The organism is Asticcacaulis sp. AC402, from assembly GCF_000495835.1.
GTDB lineage: Bacteria > Pseudomonadota > Alphaproteobacteria > Caulobacterales > Caulobacteraceae > Asticcacaulis.
In genome coordinates this window covers 41,529-62,751 of sequence record NZ_AWGC01000014.1, presented here as the reverse complement: position 1 = coordinate 62,751, position 21,223 = coordinate 41,529, and the positions used below count along the sequence as shown (strand labels likewise).

General features: G+C 60.9%; 21 protein-coding genes. 12 read left to right on the top strand and 9 right to left on the bottom strand.

The annotated features are described in order from the left end of the window. Nucleotide 1: 1 nt before the first annotated feature. The 7 genes from ABAC402_RS28930 to ABAC402_RS28900 all read left to right on the top strand — a co-directional run bounded on the left by ABAC402_RS28930 (nucleotide 2) and on the right by ABAC402_RS28900 (nucleotide 5,944). Nucleotides 2-832 carry an amidohydrolase gene (locus tag ABAC402_RS28930; RefSeq protein WP_023449227.1) on the top strand — a complete coding sequence of 277 codons (831 nt, stop codon included), beginning with the start codon at nucleotides 2-4 and terminating at the stop codon, nucleotides 830-832. Further along, complete coding sequence (locus ABAC402_RS28925; protein WP_023449226.1) at nucleotides 825-1,589, top strand: IclR family transcriptional regulator; 765 nt, start codon at nucleotides 825-827, stop codon at nucleotides 1,587-1,589. Before ABAC402_RS28930 ends, ABAC402_RS28925 begins: the two co-directional genes overlap by 8 nt. Nucleotides 1,590-1,678: 89 nt before the next feature. Then, nucleotides 1,679-2,713 (top strand): aldo/keto reductase, encoded by a 1,035-nt coding sequence (locus ABAC402_RS28920; RefSeq protein ID WP_023449225.1) that lies wholly within the window; start codon nucleotides 1,679-1,681, stop codon nucleotides 2,711-2,713. Beyond that, nucleotides 2,710-3,009, top strand: coding sequence for a UxaA family hydrolase (locus ABAC402_RS28915; RefSeq protein WP_023449224.1), 300 nt, complete (start codon nucleotides 2,710-2,712; stop codon nucleotides 3,007-3,009). Before ABAC402_RS28920 ends, ABAC402_RS28915 begins: the two co-directional genes overlap by 4 nt. Beyond that, a complete protein-coding gene (locus tag ABAC402_RS28910) occupies nucleotides 3,002-4,213 on the top strand; it encodes a UxaA family hydrolase (RefSeq protein WP_023449223.1) in 1,212 nt (403 codons plus the stop codon). Before ABAC402_RS28915 ends, ABAC402_RS28910 begins: the two co-directional genes overlap by 8 nt. A gap of 187 nt (nucleotides 4,214-4,400) precedes the next feature. Continuing rightward, on the top strand, nucleotides 4,401-5,144 hold the full coding sequence (locus ABAC402_RS28905) for an SDR family oxidoreductase (protein WP_023449222.1): 744 nt from the start codon (nucleotides 4,401-4,403) through the stop codon (nucleotides 5,142-5,144). 20 nt (nucleotides 5,145-5,164) lie between these two features. Continuing rightward, nucleotides 5,165-5,944 carry a DUF1080 domain-containing protein gene (locus ABAC402_RS28900; protein WP_023449221.1) on the top strand — a complete coding sequence of 260 codons (780 nt, stop codon included), beginning with the start codon at nucleotides 5,165-5,167 and terminating at the stop codon, nucleotides 5,942-5,944. Nucleotides 5,945-6,046: 102 nt separating this feature from the next. Here the strand turns inward: ABAC402_RS28900 and ABAC402_RS28895 are convergent, their stop codons facing one another. The 9 genes from ABAC402_RS28895 to ABAC402_RS28855 all read right to left on the bottom strand — a co-directional run bounded on the left by ABAC402_RS28895 (nucleotide 6,047) and on the right by ABAC402_RS28855 (nucleotide 15,724). Continuing rightward, nucleotides 6,047-6,472, bottom strand: a complete 426-nt coding sequence (locus ABAC402_RS28895) for a DUF1801 domain-containing protein (RefSeq protein ID WP_040409897.1) — start codon at nucleotides 6,470-6,472, stop codon at nucleotides 6,047-6,049. Between the two features lie 52 nt (nucleotides 6,473-6,524). Further along, nucleotides 6,525-6,782, bottom strand: a complete 258-nt coding sequence (locus tag ABAC402_RS40180) for a hypothetical protein (protein ID WP_155847358.1) — start codon at nucleotides 6,780-6,782, stop codon at nucleotides 6,525-6,527. A gap of 146 nt (nucleotides 6,783-6,928) precedes the next feature. Continuing rightward, on the bottom strand, nucleotides 6,929-7,780 hold the full coding sequence (locus ABAC402_RS28885; protein ID WP_023449218.1) for an aldose 1-epimerase: 852 nt from the start codon (nucleotides 7,778-7,780) through the stop codon (nucleotides 6,929-6,931). A 65-nt stretch (nucleotides 7,781-7,845) separates the two neighbouring features. Beyond that, on the bottom strand, nucleotides 7,846-9,282 hold the full coding sequence (locus tag ABAC402_RS28880) for a sugar porter family MFS transporter (protein WP_031235478.1): 1,437 nt from the start codon (nucleotides 9,280-9,282) through the stop codon (nucleotides 7,846-7,848). A gap of 239 nt (nucleotides 9,283-9,521) precedes the next feature. Continuing rightward, nucleotides 9,522-11,309, bottom strand: a complete 1,788-nt coding sequence (locus ABAC402_RS28875; protein WP_031235477.1) for an IlvD/Edd family dehydratase — start codon at nucleotides 11,307-11,309, stop codon at nucleotides 9,522-9,524. 5 nt (nucleotides 11,310-11,314) lie between these two features. Beyond that, nucleotides 11,315-12,247, bottom strand: a complete 933-nt coding sequence (locus ABAC402_RS28870) for an SMP-30/gluconolactonase/LRE family protein (protein ID WP_031235476.1) — start codon at nucleotides 12,245-12,247, stop codon at nucleotides 11,315-11,317. A 233-nt stretch (nucleotides 12,248-12,480) separates the two neighbouring features. After that, nucleotides 12,481-13,209, bottom strand: a complete 729-nt coding sequence (locus ABAC402_RS28865; RefSeq protein ID WP_023449214.1) for an SDR family NAD(P)-dependent oxidoreductase — start codon at nucleotides 13,207-13,209, stop codon at nucleotides 12,481-12,483. 46 nt (nucleotides 13,210-13,255) lie between these two features. Next, a complete protein-coding gene (locus tag ABAC402_RS28860) occupies nucleotides 13,256-14,449 on the bottom strand; it encodes a fumarylacetoacetate hydrolase family protein (RefSeq protein WP_023449213.1) in 1,194 nt (397 codons plus the stop codon). Nucleotides 14,450-14,644: 195 nt separating this feature from the next. Next, on the bottom strand, nucleotides 14,645-15,724 hold the full coding sequence (locus ABAC402_RS28855; RefSeq protein WP_023449212.1) for a LacI family DNA-binding transcriptional regulator: 1,080 nt from the start codon (nucleotides 15,722-15,724) through the stop codon (nucleotides 14,645-14,647). Nucleotides 15,725-15,947: 223 nt separating this feature from the next. On the opposite strand from ABAC402_RS28855, the gene ABAC402_RS28850 reads away from it, so the two are divergent. The 5 genes from ABAC402_RS28850 to ABAC402_RS28830 all read left to right on the top strand — a co-directional run bounded on the left by ABAC402_RS28850 (nucleotide 15,948) and on the right by ABAC402_RS28830 (nucleotide 21,140). Continuing rightward, nucleotides 15,948-17,918 (top strand): sialate O-acetylesterase, encoded by a 1,971-nt coding sequence (locus tag ABAC402_RS28850; protein ID WP_023449211.1) that lies wholly within the window; start codon nucleotides 15,948-15,950, stop codon nucleotides 17,916-17,918. Then, nucleotides 17,915-19,543: an alpha-L-fucosidase gene (locus ABAC402_RS28845; protein WP_023449210.1), complete on the top strand. Its 1,629-nt coding sequence runs from the start codon at nucleotides 17,915-17,917 to the stop codon at nucleotides 19,541-19,543. The genes ABAC402_RS28850 and ABAC402_RS28845 overlap by 4 nt, the downstream gene beginning before the upstream one ends. Beyond that, nucleotides 19,543-20,028 carry a hypothetical protein gene (locus ABAC402_RS28840; RefSeq protein ID WP_023449209.1) on the top strand — a complete coding sequence of 162 codons (486 nt, stop codon included), beginning with the start codon at nucleotides 19,543-19,545 and terminating at the stop codon, nucleotides 20,026-20,028. Before ABAC402_RS28845 ends, ABAC402_RS28840 begins: the two co-directional genes overlap by 1 nt. 54 nt (nucleotides 20,029-20,082) lie before the next feature. Beyond that, complete coding sequence (locus tag ABAC402_RS28835) at nucleotides 20,083-20,577, top strand: hypothetical protein (protein WP_023449208.1); 495 nt, start codon at nucleotides 20,083-20,085, stop codon at nucleotides 20,575-20,577. 77 nt (nucleotides 20,578-20,654) lie between these two features. After that, complete coding sequence (locus tag ABAC402_RS28830; RefSeq protein WP_023449207.1) at nucleotides 20,655-21,140, top strand: hypothetical protein; 486 nt, start codon at nucleotides 20,655-20,657, stop codon at nucleotides 21,138-21,140. Nucleotides 21,141-21,223 lie beyond the last annotated feature (83 nt).

Here is a 21,223-nt window from a genome sequence, read left to right as displayed (position 1 = left end):
GATGATCATCGACGCTCACCAGCATCTCTGGCAGATCGGCCGCAACGACCAGTTGTGGCCGACACCGGACCTGCCAGAGATTTACCGTGATTTCGTCGCCGCTGACCTGCGTGACGTGACGACAGCCTGCGGCATCTCCGGCACCGTCCTCGTCCAGTCCCAGCCATCCGAAGCCGACACCCTGTGGCTGCTCTCCCTGGCCAAGGCAGAACCGCTGGTCAAGGCCGTCGTCGGGTGGACCGATTTCGTGTCGCCGCAGGCGGCGGAGCGCATCGCCCACCTGTCGCGTCAGCCCAAGCTGAAAGGTCTGCGTCCGATGCTGCAGGGATTGGAGGACGACTGGATCCTGCAGGAGGCCTGCCGCCCAGCGCTGGAGGAAATGACCGCAAGCGGCCTGACCTTCGACGCCCTGGTCTTTACGCGTCACCTCCCCGCCATCGACGGCATCGCAAAGCGCTACCCGGCCCTGCGCATTATCATCGACCACGGCGCCAAGCCGCCGATCGCCGCCGGCGAGATGCAGCCCTGGGCCGATGTTATTCAACGCGTTGCCGAAAACCCCAATATCGCCTGCAAGCTGTCGGGCCTGCTGACCGAGGCCGGCGACAATCCAATCACGCCCTATGCCGACCATCTGTTCGAGGTTTTCGGACCCGACCGGTTGCTGTGGGGATCGGATTGGCCGGTCGTGCTGTTGAAAAGCAGCTACCGAGACTGGTTCGACTGGACGACAGCCTGGTTGGCCAATAAGGACACAGCCATGCGTGACGCCATACTGGGTGGCAATGCCCGCCGCATTTACGCCTTTGATGAGGGGCCGCACCATGCCTAGAAATACAACGGCTACGAAGTACCGCGCGCCGGCACTGGAAAAGGGCCTCGACGTGCTGGAATTGCTGGCCGGCGCCAAGCAGTCGATGACCTTGTCGCAGATTTCTCAACAACTGGACCGTTCGGTCAGTGAATTGTTCCGCATGGTCCAGGTGCTGGAGGCGCGCGGCTATGTCGGCACCTCGTCGCGCGGCGACGGCTTCGAACTGACCAACAAGCTGTTTTCGCTGGGCATTTCGCGCGGCCCCAGCCAGAACCTGCTGGCCAGCGCCCTGCCCTTGATGCAATCCTTAAGTGACACCACCCGCCAGGCCTGTCACCTGGCCATTGCTTCCGATGACCGCATGGTGGTCATCGCCCGTATCGAGGCGCCCGGAGATCTGGGCTTTTCGGTCCGAGTCGGTTACCAGCGACCACTGATCCATTCGACGTCGGGTGTGGTGCTTTACGCCTTCCAGAAGTCGAAGATTCGTGACCAGTGGCGTGCCTTGCTAAAGGCCGGCGCCACTGGCGAGGAATGGAAAGCCTTCGAGAGCAACGCCGAAAAGGCGCTGTCCCAGGGGCATTTCACCTCGCTGTCGGAATACATCGACGGCATAACCGATCTGTCCGCGCCAGTAATGAACGATGTGACGACGGTCGCTGCCCTGACCATGCCCTATATCCACGTCCATGGTGGCGTTAGCCATGACGAGGCGCTCAGCCATCTGAAGGCAGTGGCCAAAAGCTTGAGCAAATCGCTCGGCGGTCCGGGATAATTTGCTTGCCTGTCAGATGAGGGGTTGTTATCCGTTTCATCTATAAGAACAGTTTCAAACTTGAATCATCAGCGACGAAACGCGCAACCGTGACCTTAACCGCATACCTGCCTTGCAAAGCCATCGGCACGACGCCGGTAAGCGTCACCGCGCTTGGTTTCGGCGCGGCGGGCATCGGCAACCTGTATCGCAAGGTCGAAGATGCCGACGCCGAAGCCGCGCTCGACGCCGCCTTCCGCCATGGCATTACCTATGTCGACACGGCACCGCACTACGGTCAGGGTCTGTCGGAACGCCGCGTCGGCGCCGCGCTCAATCCCGGCATCATTTTGTCGACCAAGGTTGGCCGCGTGCTGGATCCGCTTCACGCAACGCCGCCGCCCGGCACCGAGCGTCACGGCTTCGTCGACGGCGACCCGTTTGAGCCGCGCTTCGACTATTCCTATGACGGCATAATGCGTTCGTTTGAGGCCAGTTGCACCCGGCTGAACCGCAATTATGTCGACATCCTGCTGTGTCACGACCTGGGCACGATGCCGCACGGCGATAATGCCGACCACCACACCAGGATCTTCCTGAACAGCGGTTACCGCGCCATGGACGAACTGAAGGCGGCGCGCAATGTCGGCGCGATCGGCTTAGGGGTAAATGAGACCAGCATCTGCCTGGACGTTCTGCCCGATACTGATCTCGACACCATCCTGCTGGCTGGACGCTATACCCTGCTGGAGCAGGGCGCACTCGACGACCTGCTGCCGCAATGTTTGCGTCGCAAGGTGTCGATCATCCTGGGCGGGCCATTCAACTCTGGCATACTGGTTGGTGACAACCACTATAACTATGCCGCGGCGCCTGAGGCTATGGTCACGAAGGCGAAAGCTCTGGGCCGCGTCTGCGCCGACCACGGCGTGGCGCTGGCGGCGGCGGCGCTGCAATTCCCCCTCGCCCACCCGGCTGTGGCCTGCGTCATCCCGGGTATGGTGTCATCCGGTCAGGTCGAAAACAATCTCGAGTTGCTCTACACCGACATTCCCGCTGATTTATGGAATGCACTGAAGGACCAGGGCCTGCTGCGCGAGGACGCACCTGTCCCACAAGATACGAAACAACCGGTGGCGTCATGATTTTCGGCCCCTTCATCCTGTTGCACGACGATGACAATGTCCTGGTGTGCCGCGAGCATGCGGCCGGCGGCCAGATACTGATCTTCGACGGCGCCGACCTCAGCCTGTCCAGCGATATTGATGTCGGCCACAAGATCGCCCGCGTCGACCTGAGGGCTGGCGACAAGGTCCTCAAGTACGGTGCGCCCATCGGATCGATGACGGCCGATGCAAAGCGCGGCGACCATGTCCATATGCACAATATGAAAAGCGACTACATCAGTTCCCATACGCGTGAGGTGACAGGTCATGGCTGAAAAACCTTTCCAGGCCTGGCTGAGAGCCGACGGCCGCAAGGGCATCCGCAATGTCGTCGCCGTCGCCTATCTTGTCGAATGCGCCCATCACGTCGCGCGCCGCATCGTCGACAAGGCTGATGACAGCGAGGTCCATCTGATCGGTTTTCCCGGCTGTTATCCCAACCATTATGCCTACGACATGATGGAAAAGCTGTGCACCCATGCCAATGTCGGCGGGGTCGTGCTTGTGTCGCTGGGCTGCGAGAGTTTCAACCGCAATTCGCTGAAACGCGCCATCGAGGCGTCGGGCCGGCCGGTTGAAACCTTCGTCATCCAGAACGAAGGCGGCACCATGGAGACCATCCGCAAGGGGGTCGAGGCCGTGCGCCGAATCCAAACCATAGCGGGACAGACACCGCGTGGCGAGATGGATGTGTCGGAACTGATCATCGGCACGATCTGCGGCGGTTCCGACGGTACGTCCGGAATCACGGCCAACCCGGCGGTCGGTCGCGCGTTTGATTATCTGGGCGCCCAGGGTTGCGCCTGTATCTTCGAGGAGACCGGGGAACTGGTCGGCTGCGAGAAGATTATGGCGTCGCGGGCCATCACGCCGGAACTGGGCATCGAACTGGAAGCCTGCGTCCAGAAAGCCGAGGCTTATTACACCATAATGGGCTACGGCTCGTTTGCGCCCGGCAATGCCGAGGGCGGGCTGACCACCCAGGAAGAAAAATCGATGGGCGCCTACTCCAAGTCGGGCGCGGCGCCGATCTGCGGAATTCTAAAGCCCGGCGACCAGCCGCCAACAGGTGGTTTGTACCTGCTCGACGTCGTGCCGGATGGTGAGCCGCGGTTCGGCTTCCCCAATATTTCCGACAATGCCGAAATTGTCGAACTGATCGCCTGTGGGGCGCACATGACCCTGTTCACCACAGGGCGCGGCAGCGTTGTCGGCTCGGCCATCTCGCCGGTGATCAAGGTGTGCGCCAATCCGGAGACCTACCGCAAGCTGTCGGCCGATATGGATATCGACGCCGGCCGGATCATGGAAGGCCGCGCCACCCTGGACGAGGTCGGCGAAGAGATCACCCGGCTGGTCCTGGACGTTGCCGCCGGCCGTCAGACCCTGAGCGAGGAGATGGGCCACCAGGAGTTTATCCTGACCTATAAGGCGTTCGATCCGGTCGGCCCGGCCTGCCTGCCTTTGAAACAGTTCTGACGCCGCGTCAGCGGCCTTACCTAAGCTGGGGTTGTCCACAGATAAGCCAGACAAGTCAGATGGTTCGAGCGGCGTGACGAACTCAGCCATAACCGGACAAACCTGAAATCCGGCTTATCTGGCTTAACTGTGGACAACCCTTTCCATCATTGACGCCGCATTGCGGCCAACAGAAGAGACACTGTCCATGCCACGTCTTGCCGGGAAAACCGCCCTGATCACCGCTGCTGGTCAGGGCATTGGCCGCGCCACCGCGGAACTGTTCGTCGCCGAAGGCGCCAAGGTCATCGCCACCGATATCAAGGCCGACCTGGTTGGCACGATCGCGGGCGCCACGGCACGGGCTTTGGACGTCACGAATGCCGAAGCTCTCAAGGCCCTTGCTTCCGAATTTCCGGAAGTGAACGTGCTCTACAACTGCGCAGGCTACGTCCACGCCGGGTCGATTCTGGATTGCGACGAAGAGGCCTGGCAGTTCTCGCTCGACCTGAATGTAACGGCGCAATACCGCATGATCCGCGCCATCCTGCCGGGTATGCTGGCCAATTTTGAGAAGACTGGGGGCGGCGGGTCGATCATCAACATGTCGTCGATTGCCTCGTCCGTGAAGGGCATCCCCAATCGCTTCGCCTATGGCGCCACCAAGGCGGCGGTGATCGGCCTGACCAAGGCGGTAGCAGCGGACTTTGTGACCAAGGGCATCCGCTGCAACGCTATCTGTCCGGGCACGGTCGAGACCCCGTCCCTGCTGCAACGGTTGCGCGACACCGGCGACTTCGACAAGGCCTATGCCGAGTTCACGGCGAGGCAGGCGATGGGCCGCTTCGGACGGGTCGGGGAATTGGCCAATCTGGCGCTCTACCTGGCGTCGGACGAGTCAAGCTTCACCACAGGCCAGATTCATGTCATCGACGGTGGCTGGGTGAACTGAGCCTAAGCCCCGGAGATACTATGAAAAATCTGATCCTGCTGAGCCTTGCCTTGATCGGCGCTGTCCCCGTCTCTGCTTCCGCGATGGACGCCAAGTGGGAACCGATCTTCGACGGCAAGACGCTGGGCGGATGGACACCGAAACTCGCCGGTCACGCGGTCGGCGAAGATCCCAAACAGACCTTCGTTGTCGAGGATGGCGCGCTGCGTGTTTCCTACGCCAACTACAACAACCGGTTTGGCGCAGAGTACGGCCACATTTTCTGGAAAGCGCCGCTGAAAGCGTTTCGCATTCGCTTCGAGTACCGCCTGTTCGGCGATCCTTTGCCCGACATCAAGGTATGGGAGGTCAGCAATTCGGGCCTGATGTTCCACGCCCAGGCGCCCGAAACCATGCGCCGTGACCAGGCCTTTCCGGTCAGTCTGGAACTGCAACTGCTGGGCGTTCCACGCCCGCAGGAGGAGCCGACCGGTAATCTCTGCACGCCGGGCACCACCATCGTCATCGACGGCAGGCGCGACCTGCGCCACTGTATTCTGTCGTCTTCGCCGTTGCTGCCGGTCGGCCAATGGACCTCAGCGGAAGTGGAGGTCCTGCCCAATGGCGAGATCACCCATTTCATTGATGGCAAGGCCGTTCTGCAGTATTCGGCACCGGAGTTGGATCCTGCTGACAAGGATGCGGCGGCCCTGATTACCGCAGCGGGGGGCTCGCTGCATCTGGGGAAGGGTTACATCGCGTTGCAAGCGGAAGGCCAGCAGATCGAATTCCGAAAGATAGAGATACAGCAGCTCGACTGAGCGAAGTCAGCAGGCAACCGCTGAAACGTGCCCATCCCGATCATAGTCCAGTATTGTCGGGTCACGCCCAAAAGCCGGAATTTTCGCTTCCGGAGATCCGTTTCAGCACACGGGACATTCGTTAATGTCCTGAGTAGCCGCGTAGGATTTCCGGGTGATCTCCTCGAGCACGCCCAAGTCGACATCAGCCAGCTTGTTCAAATAGAGACAGGCCTTGGAAAGCTTGTGCTTGCCGAGCTTTGCCAGCAGAGCCTCATAGTCCGGAAAGCCGCCGACATAGAGGACGAGATTGGCTGCACGGGGCGAAAAGCCAATGCGGCACATGTCGCCTTCGTGGCCGCTGGCATAGCGATAGTGATAGGTGCCAAAGCCGATAATTGAGGGGCCCCACATCGCCGCGGGCTCACCGGTGACACGCTCCATCATCTCGCGGAGGGCCTTGCCGTCAGCGCGGCGCACCGGGTGCTCGACAGAGTCGAGAAAGGCTTCGACGCTCACCTGCGTGGGTTTGGTCTTGAGTTCTGCCAAGCGCATCTCCTTTCGGCGTCGCGGTTATGACTGCAATATCCGCCAAAAACGGTCATGCTGCAATCGCTGTCATGTCCGAAGTCCCTGACGCGGCAATTGCGTAAAAGCGCCAAAAAGGAAATTCATAATTGATAAGGCGTCCTCGGAATTGTCTTCCAAACGACGCTTCTTCTTCGGCGCTCAATTGTATGGCCGGTTGCTCTTCGCCTACGACCTGCAACACCATGCGAGCAAGACTGTCTTGCATGTCGGGCGACGGGTTGCGCAGGCCTTTGACGGCGTGTTCAAGCCGTTCGGTAATGCCGGCCAATCTATGCCGATCTTGTCGAAAAGTCATTCCATTTCGCTTTTGGGTCCTGTCCTTCGCGAGGTGTCGTTTACCGTGATCTGGAAAGAAAGCGGCGCGAAGTCAAAGGAAGTAAGATGAAGACTTGGGACCACGGGCCCGACATGCCGTCAGGCGACCGCGATGTCCATCCACACCATCGAGGTCTCCCCTGCCTTCAGGCACTTCAACCCCGAATTCGGTTGGTTGAACGGGTCCGGCATATGGTTGACCGGCTCGACGCAGAAAAAGTCCGGATGATCCAGCGGCGCGAAGACGTGCAGCCACTTGCAGTCCGGCGAGGCCCGAAGTGTCAGGACCGGCGTGTCGCCTTCGAGGATCTCGGCGCGGCCGCCGAAGCCTGTATAGCAATGGTCAATCGTCACTTCGTGGTCGACGATGTCGCCCTGCGACCAGTCCTTGCGCAGAACGCCGGCATGCCACGAAACCGGCAGGCACTCGTCGTCTGCCCGCCAGATGCCCGTTGTCACCGCCTTCAGACGCGTCTGGCGCGTGCGCGGGAAATAGGGGTGGAAGCCCAGACCCGCTGGCATGGTGTTACGCGATAGATTCTTGACGCTGAGATAGGCGCGCAGGCCTGCCGGGCGCAGTTCGTAGACCAGAACCGCCTCATAGGCCCACGGCCATTCATCGGCTTCGTGGGTGTAGGCCAGAACCACTCTGGTCGGGGCTGCCTCGACCACCTGCCAGGATGCGCGCCATCCCTGGCCGTGCAGCGGGTGCGGATGGCCGTTGCCGAGGTTCGGGGTCAGCTTGATCTTTTTGCCTTCGAAGGCGAATTCGCCGTTGCGGATGCGATTGCAATAGGGGACCAGCGGAAAGCTGGCCGTCATCAGGACGTCATCGCTCCCGTGGGCTGTGGGGCGCAGGATGTCCCGGCCCTGATGGACAAAACGCAAGATGCTGCCCGCGATTTCGGGGCAGATTTCCAGCGTGGTTTCGTTGGAGCTTAAGCGCAGCATAGTATTTCTCGTTATTCGCTTAAGAGATTGGCGGGCGATCCTTGCGGATCGCCCGGTACGCAGACTTACGACTTCTTCCAGAAGCCTTCGATGGCTTCGAGGGTCTTACCCTTGGTTTCTGGGACGAACTTCCAGACAAACAGCGCGGCAAGAACCGAGAAGCCAGCATAGAGGTAATAGGCAAAACCGTGGTTGAAGGTCGCGTTTAACCCCGAATCGCCGTCGATGACCAGGAACGACCAGGTGACGACGTAGTTCGAAATCCACTGCGCCGCGACCGCGATCGACATGGCCGCGCCCTTGATCGAGTTCGGGAACATTTCCGACAGCATCACCCAGACCACCGGACCCCAGGACAGGGCGAAGCCGGCGATGTAGAAGATGGCGGCGGCGAGCAGCATGGTCCCCTCCATCTTGCTTTGGAACATGAACCCCATGGCGGCCATGGCCAGGGCCATCATGATGGCGCCCAGAATCAGCAGCGGCTTGCGGCCCCAGCTGTCGACCGTGAAGGTCGCCACCAGAGTGAAGGCCACATTGGTCGCCATGACGATCACTGTCTGGAGGAAGGCGGAGTCCGTGCCCGCACCGATGTTCTTGAACATCAGGTTGGAGTAGTACAGCACGGCATTGATGCCGACAAACTGCTGGAAGATCGACAGCATGACACCAACCACGAGGACGCCGATGCCGAAGGACAAGAGCTTCCCGGAATGGGCCGTCGTGCTGTCCTTGATCTCGGTGTAGGTAGCATTGGCAGTGTCGGCGTCGTTCAATTCATTCAGCAGCTTGCGGGCCTTTTCTTCCTTGCCCTTCAGGACGTACCAGCGTGGCGTGTCCGGCATCATCAGCGCCGCCAGGAAGAACAGGGCCGCGGGGATAGCGCAACTGGCCAGCATCCAGCGCCAGCCCGTTGCATGAAGCCAGGTTTCATCGCCGCCACCCAGGCGCTGGATCTGCAGGTTGACAATAGCCACCAGAAGCATGCCGCCAACAATGGCCAGTTGCTGGAACGTAACCAGCAGGCCGCGTTGTTTCGGCGGCGCGATTTCAGCGATGTACATGGGAGAAATCAGCGATGCCATGCCGATGGCCACGCCGCCCAGGAAGCGATAGACCATGAAGGGATTGAGCGCATCGACCCCCATGCCGCCGATCGGCGCCAGGCCCAGTTCCGGATAGCCGGACAGGACCGATGAGGCGAAGAACAGGAAGGCCGCGATCAGCATGCCGACGCGGCGGCCCAGCCAGGTCGCGATCGGGCCGGCGAAGATGGAGCCGAAAACGCAGCCCAGAAGCGCGATGCCCGTGGCCTGACCGGCCAGCGAATTGCGCTCCAGTTCACTGAGGTCAATCCTGGGATCGACGAAATTGTGTTTAATGGATTCAACCGCGCCGTTAATCACGGCCGTGTCGTAGCCGAACAGCAATCCGCCTAGAGCCGCGCCAATGGCGAGACCCATGACCAGACCCATGTTCACGGTTTTTGTTGTCGAGGACATCCTCTACTCCCTTGAAGTCGGGCATGTTGCCCGTTCCCTAGTCTGTTGAAGCACCTTTTTTGTGTGGCCTTATGATTGGGGTGATGCTTGACGGAACCTTAACTTTTTGCGCAGGATCGCGCAAGCCAATCCATCGCAGAAAGCTATATTTTAAAAGGCTTTGCGCGCGAAATTCGCCTGAATCGGCGCGCATTCACGGTTAACTTTGTTACCGCTACCAGTGACGCAGTGCAACACAGTTAGTGATTATGCCGCGGCATCTTTTCAGCGATGCGGGTAAACTTAAGGGCAGGCTCCATCACGCCGCCCGTGTGCAGTTGCGAGACCGTACTGCGATAGATCTCCTGCCACGGGGTCATGCTCTCGGGGATGGGCGGCAAGGGTTCTTTTTTGCGTTGCGCGATGACATCGGGCTCGACCAGGGCGTCGCAGGCGCCGGTCGTTAGGTCGATGCGGATCATATCGCCGGTCCTCAGCCACGACAGGCCGCCGCCGGCAGCACTTTCCGGCGAGGCATTGAGGATGGACGGCGAATCCGACGTGCCCGACTGACGGCCGTCGCCGAGCGTCGGCAGCGAGGTGATGCCACGTTTCAGCAAGTCGTTGGGCGGCTGCATATTAACGACCTCCGCCGAGCCCGGCCAGCCGATGGTACCGGAGCCGCGGATAACCAGGATGGTGTCTTCGTCAATGTTCAGCGCCGGATCGTTGATGCGTTCATGATAGTCGGTCGAGCCGTCGAACACCACCGCCTTGCACTCAAAGATGTTCTCGAAGCCCGGGCGCGACAGGTAGCGGGCACGGAATTCCTTTGAGATCACCGATGTCTTCATGATGGCAAAGTCGAACAGGTTGCCCTTCAGCACCAGGAAACCGGCGCGTTCCATCATCGGTTCGGCGACGGTCTTGATCATCTCGCGGTCTTTTGAGGCCTTGCCGTCGATGTTCTCGCCCAGGGTCTTGCCGGTGACAGTCGCGGCCGTGGTGTCGATCAGGTTGGCGACGGCCAGTTCATGCAGGATGGCCGGTACACCGCCGGCGCGATGGAAGCGCTCACCGAGGTATTTGCCGGCCGGCTGCATGTTGAGAAGCAGCGGGATATCATAGGCCGCACGCCAGTCGGCATCGGTGATATCGACCCCGGCATGACGGGCCATGGCGGTGATGTGCGGCTGGGCATTGGTCGACCCGCCGATGGCCGCGACGGCGGCGATGGCGTTCATGAACGACGCCTTGGTCAGGATCTTGGAGGGCTTCAGGTCCTCATAGGCCATCTCGACGATACGCACGCCCGTCTCATAGGCCATCTGGCCGCGCTCACGGTACGGCGCCGGAATGGCCGAGCAGCCGGGCAGCGACAGGCCCATAGTCTCGGCGACCGCGTTCATCGTCGAAGCCGTGCCCATGGTGTTGCAGTGACCTGCCGACGGGGCCGAGGCGCAGGCCATGTCGAGGAATTCGTCTTCGGTGATTTCACCGGCGCCCAGCTTGCGTCGGGCGCGCCAGATGACCGTGCCGGACCCAACCAGGTCGCCGTCGTGCCAGCCGTCCAGCATCGGCCCGCCCGACAGGACAATAGCCGGGATATCGACGGCAGTGGCGGCCATAATGCCCGCCGGTGTGGTCTTGTCGCAGCCTGTGGTCAGGACCACCGCGTCCAACGGGTAGGCGTGCAGGATCTCGATCAGAGTCATCATCGAGAGGTTGCGGTCAATAGCCGCGGTCGGACGGCGGCAGTTTTCGAAGATCGGGTGGACCGGAAACTCCATGCAGATGCCGCCGGCGTCACGGATGCCGTCGCGGGTACGCTTGGCCAGTTCCAGGTGGATTCGGTTGCACGGCGCGATGTCGCTGCCCGACTGGGCGAAACCGATGATCGGCCGGCCCGACCGCAGCTCCTGGGGGGTAATTCCATAGTTCATGAAGCGTTCGAGATAGAGCGCCGCCATGTCGATATGTCCAGGCGCTTCGAACCATTCCTGGGACCGGAAACGACCGTTTTGGGTTGCGGGCTTTCTTGTGGACATGGGGCTTAATCCTGGAAGACGTTTTGGGGCTGGCCCGGGATATCGACGTCGAAGCGGAACAGGCCGCCGGCCTGGGGTTGCTGTTTGATCTCGTCAGCGCTGAGGCCCTTGGCAGCCGTGGTGGCATAGACGGTCTTGAGGTCGTGGCCACCGAAGGCGATCTTGGTGACATTGGACACCGGCAGCCGGACCTGGCGGATTAAGCCACCATCGGGCGCGTAACAGTTGACACCCCAGCCAAAGAACAACCCGACCCAGACCTGGCCGGCGGAATCTACGATCGGACCGTCCATATAGCCTTCGCCGTGTTCGCTATAATGTTTTGCCCTTACGCTATCGCCGCTTACCGGCGGCTTGCCATTGGTGTCCAGGCGGGCGAATTCCCGCTTGTTGGAAATATGGCCCGAGGCGTCGAGCTCGAAGGCGTAGATGATCTTTTTGAGGGTGTCATTGTGGTAAAGGGTCCTGCCGTCCGGGCTGACCGCCGGACCGTTGGTGATGACATAGTCATGGTCCATGGCGACAAGGCCGCGATTGTCGTAGCGATAGAGCTTGCCGGTCGGATTGACCTCGTCGTCGTCCATCGAGCCGAACCACAACCGGCCGTGATGATCGACATATCCATCATTGAGACGATTGGTCGGAAGGCCCGGTTCGACCTGAAGGCGGAATTCGAACTGGCCAGTTTTGGCGTCCAGGTCATAGAGTCCGGTCTTGCAGCCGACGATAAATCCGCCGGATTTTTTAGGCGCCAGGAAGCCGCAGGGTGATGGGGCATGAAAGACCTGGTGCGAGCCGATGTTGACGTCATAACGCAGGACTTCAGAGCGCTTGATGTCAACGAACCACAGGGCGTGGTCATGGGCACTCCAGAGAGGGCCCTCGCCCAGGGTGCACTTGCGGTCCCAAACACAGATGGGCTGGAAGCGTTCGGTCATGTTCATTTCCCGAAAGTTGGAAGCGACAACATCTACTCACCGCTGAGGGCGCCGCCCTTCTTATCCTCCACCGCTTGCGGGGGAGGTGCCGCCGAATGGCGGCGGAGGGGGAGCCGGGAGCTCGGAACGCCCCCTCCGTCTCGACGCGCTTCGGCCCATAAGGGACCTCGCTTGCTCGACACCTCCCCCGCAAGCGGTGGAGGATAAGAAGGGGCGGTTACGCTAACTCAGGCCTACCGCCAGCCGGCGTCGATCCAGTAGCCATGGCCCGTGCAAAGCGACGCATCGTCGGACGCCAGGAACAAAGCCAGCGAAGCGACGTTCGCCGGCTCGATCCGGCCCTTCAGGCACTGGGCATCGACGATCTGCTGCTCGCCTTCGGGCGTGTACCATTTCATCTGACGCGGCGTCTTCACATTGCCGGGCAGGATGGTCGTAACGCGGATATTGTCCGGCCCCAGTTCCCGGGCCAGGGCACGTGTCATGCCCTCGATACCGGCCTTGGCCGTTTCGTAAAGGACCAGATCCGGCAGGCCCAGGTGCCAGGAGATCGAACCGAAGTTGATGATGGCGCCGCCACCCCTGGCCTTCATGCCCGGCACCACAGCCTTGGCGCAGAACAGCAGGTGCTTCAGGTTGACCGCGATGCGGTTGTCAAAATAGGCCTCTGTGACGTCTTCCAGGCGATGACGGTCGTCGTTGGCAGCGTTGTTAAGGAGGATATCGACCGGACCAATGCCGGCAATCACCTTTTCGACCGCCGGAATATTGGTCAGGTCGCATTTATGAAACGTGGCCGCACCGGGCTCCAGCGTCGCTGACACGGTGTCCGCCAGGTCGATGAAGTGAACGATAGCGCCCTGACGGACGAAGCCGGTGACCAGACCGGCGCCGATACCGGAGCCCCCGCCGGTGATCAATACCGTACGGCCCTTGAGACTGGGATAGATGGCTGAGGACATGGTCACGATACTCTTTCGTTATACGATTTGGGCGCCATGGGCGGGCTCAAGAAGCCAGGGCTTGCGCCCGGGCGGCATTACGAGGTTTGAGCAGTCCGCGGTCAGCCAGGTTCTGCATCAGGTCGGCGATACCGAAGGTCCAGTGGCGCGCGTCCCTCGAGAAGGTCACACGGTTTTCGAGGCAACCCAGCCTGGGCGAGGATACCTTGACCACATCGCCGACCTTGTGCGTAAAACCACGGCCGGGAACGTCTCGGTCCTGGGTCGGTGCAAAAAGCGTGCCCAGCATCAGGACGAAGCCATCGGGATAGTGGTGCTCGCTCATCGCCTGAGCGATCAGGTCCAGCGGATCGCGGCTGATCTCACTCATGGTCGAACGGCCAACCAGCTCGTAACCTTCCGGACCGTCGATCTTGAGATCCAGCACGGCCGAGCGCACATCGTCGATGGTAAAACCTTCGTCAAACATGCGGATGAACGGGCCAAGAGCGCACGACGCGTTGTTGTCCTTGGCCTTGCCCAGCAACAGGGCCGAACGGCCTTCAAAACAACGCAGGTTGACGTCGTTGCCCAGCATGGCGCCGACGGCGCGACCGGTGGGATCGACCACCATGACGACTTCAGGTTCAGGATTGTTCCAGGTCGAGTCGGAGCGAACCCCGACCTCATCGCCCCAGCCGACTGACGACAGGACGGCCGACTTGGTGAAGACCTCAGCGTCCGGGCCGATAGCGACTTCGAGATATTGCGACCACAGGTCGTCAGCGATCAGCGCGGCCTTCAGCCTGGCCGACTCTTCGGAGCCCGGCTTGACCGAGCGAATGTCAGAGCCAACGCGCTCAGCCAGGGCATCACGAATGCCCTGGGCCTTGTCGGCATCGCCACGGGCGCGCTCTTCGATGACGCGCTCGACAGCCGAGACAGCGAAGGTGACGCCGGCAGCCTTGACCACCTGCAGGTCGATCGGCGACAGGAGCTGATGGCCCTTGCGCTCGCCGATCCAGGATTTAGCGAAGCTGAAGGACTCCAACTGGCCCAAAGATAGTCCGCCGTCCGGCGCGCCGCTTTGTGGCCACATCTTCATCAGTTGCGACACTGTCGGTGCCACAGCGCTCATGTCGAACACCTCGCCACCCGAGATCAGGATCGGGGTCGGGCCATCGGCGGTATCAAGGCGACCGACCAGGGTAGCGTTCTTCCAATCCACAGGCAGAAACGCCGGGCTCAGAGTATCAGGCATGTACAAATCCTTAAAGCCTTTGCGGGACAGCCCGCGTTCTTCCTCAACCCGTCTTATTGACAGCCCTCTGCTGCGGCGAAAACACGTCGCGGCGGGACCGATTTGTTAGCGCTAACATATCAGTCACACGCAGCACATTGTCAAGTCAAAGTTAGGAACTCGTGACGATTCCATAAAATTGAAATCATAATGCGTTTACAATCCTCCACCTGTCGCCACGGGTGCCGATGACTGGCGCTCGATCAGCGAAAAATCGCGAATTTCACGGACAGGTTCGAAAGGACGCCCCAACCGTTTGGCGCGGATCTGATCATTCATCAACCGGACGCTCAGCGCCGCCATATCAGCAATCGGCTGACGCACCGTGGTCAGTTCCGGCCATACGGACGACGCCATGGCGGTGTCGTCGAAACCGACGATGGTGATGTGGTCGGGCACGTCCAGCCCCAGGCGGTGAGCCGTTGCCACAGCGCCAGCGGCCATATCGTCATTGCTGGCGAAGATGGCTGTCGGCCTGTCCTTCTGCGCCAGAAGCCGTTCGGCGGCGTCGAAGCCCGAGCGGTAGGTGAAATAGCCTTGAGCGACCAAAGCCGGATCGACCTCCAGATCGGCCTTTTTCATCGCCGCCTCGAAGCCTTCGAAACGCATTTGACTGGCATAGGCGTTGGGGTGGCCCTTGATAAAGCCGATGCGCCGGTGGCCCAACTCGATAAGCCGCCGGGTCATGGTCAAGGCGGCCTTGTAGTCGTCGATGGTAACGCAGCACACCAGGGGGTCCGGCCGCGCCATGGCTACACCGACGAACGGCAGGTTCATGTCGCGCAAAATCTTGGCGACCCGCGACGAATCGCTGAGCGGCGGTGACAGGATGACGCCGTCGCAGCCAGCGGCCTTCATCTTTTCCAGCGCGGCAGTGGCGCCTTCGGGCCCTTCGCACGATTCAATCAAAAGTTGCGCTCCGCTAAGGGAGCTTTCCGACAGGATACCGAGCAGGAATTCGCTCAAAAACGCAACCGACGGATTGGAATAGAGCAGACCAATTCGCGCCGAATCCTGGGTGGCCAGGGATCGCGCAGCAAGATTGGGTGAGTAGTTCAGCGCCTCGACCGAAGCCAGAACCTTGGTACGAGTTTCCTCGCGGACGTTTTTTTCACCATTGATAACGCGCGACACAGTCATGGGCGACACACCGACATGGCGCGCCACATCGTGAATGGTGACGATATTGCCTCCCCGGCGACTGAGCCTGCGCGCCAAACTGATTACATCCCTCATTCATCCCGGCGCGTTTCAAGACGCCGCGCCTTGTGGTTCAGGCCATGTATAGGACGCAAACCAAGGCTTGGCAAATGGGTTGATAACGGTCACACTGTGTTCGCTGATGAAATTCCTTTGGCCGGCGAAAATCTTACGGGTCAGTTGTCGTACAAAAAGCACTTGAATTGCAGGCAATTGTTTGCCGTTATCGGCGCAAAGATCAAGAGTTGAGGGTGCTGTTATGTTCTTGCCATTGCGCGCCGGCGCAGCCGCCCTGGGCGCTATCGCCTGTTTCGTCCTTCCCGTGTGCGCTCTGGCCGCCGAAGCCCCACGATTCGCCGGTGTCTTCGGCGACCACGCCGTCCTGCAGCGTGATGCCGCGATCAAGGTCTGGGGTAAGGCGGTGCCCGGTTCGGCCGTCACCGTAACCTTCAACGGCTCCAAGGCGACCGCAACGGCCAATGCCGCCGGAAAGTGGGCGTCACAACTGCCACCTGCCAAGGCCGGCGGGCCTTACACCCTGGCCGTTTCGGACGGCATCCAGACGACCACCCTGGCCGACATTCTGGTCGGTGACGTCTATCTGTGTTCCGGCCAGTCGAACATGGAATTTACCGTCCGCTATACCACCAATGCCGGCTCTGAACTGAACACCAGCAACGACAAGCTGCGCTTCATCACCCTCGACCGCGTCGCGGCCATCACGCCGCAGTCTGAGCTTGGCAAAGCGACACCGTGGCAGGTGGTCACACCGCAGACTGTCGGCGATGCCTCGGCCGTCTGTTACTTCATGAGCAAGTCGCTGGCCAAGACAGAAAATGTCCCGGTCGGCATGATCCATGCATCCTGGGGCGGCACCTTTATCCAGGCCTGGATGAGCAAGGAGGGCCTGGGCGCAGTCGCCAGCTATCGTCCTGGTCTCGACGCCCTGAACCTCTACGCCAGCGACCGGGCCGCCGCCCAGACCCAGTGGGCCGCCGCCACCCAGGACGCCTGGAAGGCGACCGAGGACGATCTCGCCACCAAGCTGCAATGGATTGAGCCCAAGTTCCGCGACACAGACTGGAAGACCATTGTGCCCGATGTCATCTGGGAGGGCTCACCCGATCCGGAGCTGACCACGTTCGACGGCATCGTCTGGTACCGCACGGCCGTCACGGTCACGAAGGCCCAGGCGGCACAGGCGGCGCGCCTGAGCCTGGGGCCCATCGACGATGTCGACATCACGTGGATCAATGGCGTCAAGGCCGGCACGACCTACGGCTGGAACACACCGCGAGACTATGACCTGCCCGCCGGCACGCTTAAGGCCGGACGCAACGTCATTGTCGTTCGTGTCACCGACACCGGCGGCGGTGGCGGCCTTTACGGCAAGACCAGCGAAAAGAAGATCCGCTTCGCGGATGGCTCCACGGTGGGCCTGCCCAATGTCTGGCGCTACAAGATCTCCGGTCCGATCCGTCCCGGCGCCAGGGTGGCCGGCGAGCCCTGGGCCGTGCCCAACGGCCTGACCACCCTTTACAACGCCATGATCGCACCCGTTGCCCCCTACACAATCAAGGGAGTCGCCTGGTACCAGGGCGAGGCCAATGTCGATTCCCCCGTCGAGTACCAGTCCCTGGTGACGGCATGGATGAACGACTGGCGGCAAAAGTTCGACAATCCCGCCCTGCCCTTCCTGATTGTGCAACTGGCAGACTATGGCCCGGTGGCGTCAAGGCCGGTCAATTCCGGCTGGGCGCGTCTGCGCGAATCGCAACGCCTGGCCGTCAAGGCCGACCCCCATGCCGGCCTTGCCATCAGCCTGGATGTCGGCGACCGTTTTGACATCCATCCGACGCAGAAGACCGTCATCGGCAACCGCCTGGCCCGGGCCGCCCAGAGCGTGGTCTATGGCAGGTCCGTCACGCCTTCGGGACCGGAACCGGTCAGTGTCGCGCGCATGGTCGATGACCTGATCGTCACCTTCAAAAACACCAGCGGCGGTCTGGTCACCTATTCCGGCAATACTGCCCTGGGCTTTGAAGCCTGTACAGAAACCGACTGCACCTTTGTTTCGGCAACACCTGACGGCGACCGCATCATCCTCCAGGGCGCCAACCGCATCGGCGTCATCAAGGTGCGCTACGCCTGGGCCGACAGCCCCTATGTCAACCTTTACAGCCAGGACGACCTGCCCGCCGGACCGTTCGAGATGGAGATCAGCCAATGAAACTGTCGCGCCGTACCCTATTGACCGCTGCACCCGCTGTGGCTGCCTTACCTACCGCTGCCGAAGCCGCCCCGGCCCCGTTCAAGCCGACCTGGGAGTCGCTGGGCGCCGGCTACCAGACGCCGGACTGGTTCCGCGACGCCAAGCTGGGTCTGTGGGCCCACTGGGGCCCACAATGCATCCCGGAATGCGGCGACTGGTACGGCCGCCAGATGTATATCCAGGGCAATTTCTATTACGAGCACCATACCAAAACCTACGGCCACCCGGCCCAGTTCGGCTTCATGGAGTTCCTGAAAGACTGGAAGGCTGAGAAGTTCGATCCGGAAGGTCTGCTGGCGCTCTACAAGTCGATCGGCGCCAAGTACTTCGTCGCCATGGCCAACCACCACGACAATTTCGATCTCTACGATTCGAAATACCAGAACTGGAATTCGGTCAATATTGGCCCCAAGCGTGACATCTGCGGCGACTTTGCCAAGGCCGCCCGCGCCCAAGGCCTCAAGTTCGGCCTGTCCAACCACGCCGCCCATGCCTGGCATTGGTGGCAGACCGCCTATGGCTACGACGCCGAAGGGCCGGTCAAGGGTCTGCGCTACGACGCCGCCCGCCTGACCAAGGCCGACGGCAAGGGCAAGTGGTGGGACGGCTACGACCCGCAAGAGCTCTATACCGGCCGGTTCGGCGACATGCCACCGCCCGACGGCATCAATTCCGTTAAGGCTATGCAGGACCACATCAACTCCACCTCCGGCCAGTGGCTGGAGACGGTTCCGCCCAACGGCGCCTACTATGCGAAAAAGTGGCTGCTGCGCCAGAATGACATGATCGACAAATACAGGCCGGACCTGGTCTATTTCGATAACTACGGACTGCCGCTGGAACAATACGGCCTGGACGCCACCGCCTATTACTACAATCAGGCCGCCAAGTGGCACGGCACGGCGGACGTCATCGCCACCGGCAAGAAACTGGACGACACCCAGCGCAAGGCTATCACTGAGGACATCGAGCGCGGCTATTCCGATCGCCTGCGCGATAATGTCTGGCAGACCTGCACCTGCATCGGCAACTGGCACTATGATCGCGGCCTGTATGAGCGCAACGGCTATAAGAGCGCCAAAAACGTCATCCAGCGCCTGGTCGACATCGTGTCGAAGAATGGCAACATGCTGCTGTCAATCCCGGTCCGCGGCAATGGCGAGATCGACGAGAAGGAAGTCGCTATCCTGGGTGAGATGAAGGCGTGGCTGGACGTCAATGGCGAGGCCATCTTCGGCTCGCGGCCCTATGCCATCTTTGGCGAAGGTCCGTTCAAGATCGTCGAAGGCCATGTAAACGAAGCCGAGGCCAAGCCATTTACCCACGAGGACATTCGCTACACCACGAAAGCTGGTACGCTTTACGCCCTGCCGCTGGAATGGCCCTATAGCGGCTTCGTCACCCTGGCCAGCCTGGCCGAGGGTTCACGCTTGCGCAAGGGCAAGGTCGAGCGGGTGGAACTGCTGGGACATGGTGAGCCGTTGCAGTTTGAACCGGGGATGGACGGGTTGACGGTGAAACTGCCGCCGGTGCGACCAGCGTTCTCGCCGGCGCTGAAGCTCATGGGATCGGGGATCGTCTGATGCGGTTTGTTCTGTCGACCCTGGCTGTGCTCCTGGTGGCGACGGCCTGTTCGCCGCCGCCCTCCCAGCCCGCGGAGGACAGCCTTTCGGCATCATCCACGACCCTGGGTTTCGACATCGCCCTGACCTTCAGTCCGGCGGCCAGGGCTAAGCTCGGCGAAATCAAGGAAAAGGTCAATGTGGCTGCCATGTATTGGGGCGAGCCGACAGACAAGGCTGCGTCGATAGCCGACGAGATGGGTCAGATCGATCTCGGGCGCGACGATGTCATGGTCGAGCCGGCCGACCAGACGGTCCATGTTGCGGGAACCGGGCTCAAGACCGCCAGCCTCGCCGACATCACGTCAACGCCTTATGTTCTGGTCAATATCTACACCGCGCGCACGGTTAACCCTGACAACCTGCTGGATTGCGGTTTCTTCGAAGGTCCGATCTCCCCGGCAACCACGGCTGCCATCCATTGCAAGCTGATTGGGGAAGAATAGGCAGCCGCAGCGAGATGGTGTAGACATGGGGTAACCACAAAAGGGAAAACGTCGATGTCGAAATTGCCTGTCTTTGCCGGCTTGCTGCTGGGCGCCGCCTGCCTTGTCCAATGCTCACCCAAGCCTGCCGCAGATGCCGTAGCGGCTTCGTCCCAGACGGCCGATTTCAGCTATGACGTCCTCATTACGCTGACGCCTGCTGCCGAAGCCCGGTTGAAAACACGCGGTGAAAAGCTGACGGTGGAGACGCTCTATTACGGCAATGTCACTCCGGCGACCGCGGCCATGGCCGATCCCAAGGACGGTACTCTGCACCTGAACACAGATAGGGTGACCGTCGAACCGGCCAGCCAGACCGTGCGCATGAGCGGCGTCGGCGTCGATCCGGTCAAGCTCGCGTACATCACGCAGCAAAAGCCGCTGGCCTTGATCAATGTCTACGCCAGCAAGGACGGCAACAAGGTTGCGACCATCGCCTGCGACGTCTTCCAGGATTATGTCGCCGTCGCCCAGGAAAAGCCGGTAAAGGTGAATTGCGATTTGAAATAACTCAGATGCCATCGGGCTTTGCAAAACTGTCGCAATTCGCGGCTATTGCACGGCATCGCGTTTGAAAAGGCTGTCCTATGCGTTTGTTTGCCATTCCCCTGTTTGCGAGCCTCGGCCTCGCCCTGGTTCAATGTTCGCCGCAATCGGGCGAAGAGTCGAAGCCGACCAGCCTGCGTTCCACCGTCGAGCTCAAGCTGACGCCGGCTGCGGTGGCCAAGCTCAAGGCCACGGGTGAGACGGCGGTCCTCGACGCCCTCTATTTCGGCATCGTCACCCAGGAAACGGCGTCCATGGCCGATCCAAAAGACGGTACCATCCATCTGGGCACCGATCTTTACGACCTTCCGCCCAAGGCGAGCCAAACCGTCCGCCTGACCGCCAAGTCGGTCGATCCGGCGAAGTTTGATCTGATTTCTCAGGGCAGGCCGATCTTGAGAGTGGCCGCCTATGCTTCCAAGGACGGTCAGCGCGTGGAGACCCTAAGCTGCCACGACTATCAGGACTATGTTGACGTCGTGCAGAAGCAGGCTGTAACTCTCAGGTGCGATCTGAGCCAGCAGTAAGGATTTGTCGTCATCCGTCGATTACTGGGGAGGATTGGAGCGGGATGGCTTTAGGTAGAATCACCATCTCGCTCTAGGTTTTT

What these genes read in the sequence shown, in the direction of transcription:
- ABAC402_RS28930 (WP_023449227.1), top strand. Translation starts at nt 2, where the DNA reads ATGATCATCGACGCTCACCAGCATCTCTGGCAGATCGGCCGCAACGAC.
- ABAC402_RS28925 (WP_023449226.1), top strand. Translation starts at nt 825, where the DNA reads ATGCCTAGAAATACAACGGCTACGAAGTACCGCGCGCCGGCACTGGAA.
- ABAC402_RS28915 (WP_023449224.1), top strand. Translation starts at nt 2,710, where the DNA reads ATGATTTTCGGCCCCTTCATCCTGTTGCACGACGATGACAATGTCCTG.
- ABAC402_RS28910 (WP_023449223.1), top strand. Translation starts at nt 3,002, where the DNA reads ATGGCTGAAAAACCTTTCCAGGCCTGGCTGAGAGCCGACGGCCGCAAG.
- ABAC402_RS28905 (WP_023449222.1), top strand. Translation starts at nt 4,401, where the DNA reads ATGCCACGTCTTGCCGGGAAAACCGCCCTGATCACCGCTGCTGGTCAG.
- ABAC402_RS28900 (WP_023449221.1), top strand. Translation starts at nt 5,165, where the DNA reads ATGAAAAATCTGATCCTGCTGAGCCTTGCCTTGATCGGCGCTGTCCCC.
- ABAC402_RS28885 (WP_023449218.1), bottom strand. Translation starts at nt 7,780, where the DNA reads ATGCTGCGCTTAAGCTCCAACGAAACCACGCTGGAAATCTGCCCCGAA.
- ABAC402_RS28880 (WP_031235478.1), bottom strand. Translation starts at nt 9,282, where the DNA reads ATGTCCTCGACAACAAAAACCGTGAACATGGGTCTGGTCATGGGTCTC.
- ABAC402_RS28875 (WP_031235477.1), bottom strand. Translation starts at nt 11,309, where the DNA reads ATGTCCACAAGAAAGCCCGCAACCCAAAACGGTCGTTTCCGGTCCCAG.
- ABAC402_RS28870 (WP_031235476.1), bottom strand. Translation starts at nt 12,247, where the DNA reads ATGACCGAACGCTTCCAGCCCATCTGTGTTTGGGACCGCAAGTGCACC.
- ABAC402_RS28865 (WP_023449214.1), bottom strand. Translation starts at nt 13,209, where the DNA reads ATGTCCTCAGCCATCTATCCCAGTCTCAAGGGCCGTACGGTATTGATC.
- ABAC402_RS28860 (WP_023449213.1), bottom strand. Translation starts at nt 14,449, where the DNA reads ATGCCTGATACTCTGAGCCCGGCGTTTCTGCCTGTGGATTGGAAGAAC.
- ABAC402_RS28855 (WP_023449212.1), bottom strand. Translation starts at nt 15,724, where the DNA reads ATGAGGGATGTAATCAGTTTGGCGCGCAGGCTCAGTCGCCGGGGAGGC.
- ABAC402_RS28850 (WP_023449211.1), top strand. Translation starts at nt 15,948, where the DNA reads ATGTTCTTGCCATTGCGCGCCGGCGCAGCCGCCCTGGGCGCTATCGCC.
- ABAC402_RS28845 (WP_023449210.1), top strand. Translation starts at nt 17,915, where the DNA reads ATGAAACTGTCGCGCCGTACCCTATTGACCGCTGCACCCGCTGTGGCT.
- ABAC402_RS28840 (WP_023449209.1), top strand. Translation starts at nt 19,543, where the DNA reads ATGCGGTTTGTTCTGTCGACCCTGGCTGTGCTCCTGGTGGCGACGGCC.
- ABAC402_RS28835 (WP_023449208.1), top strand. Translation starts at nt 20,083, where the DNA reads ATGTCGAAATTGCCTGTCTTTGCCGGCTTGCTGCTGGGCGCCGCCTGC.
- ABAC402_RS28830 (WP_023449207.1), top strand. Translation starts at nt 20,655, where the DNA reads ATGCGTTTGTTTGCCATTCCCCTGTTTGCGAGCCTCGGCCTCGCCCTG.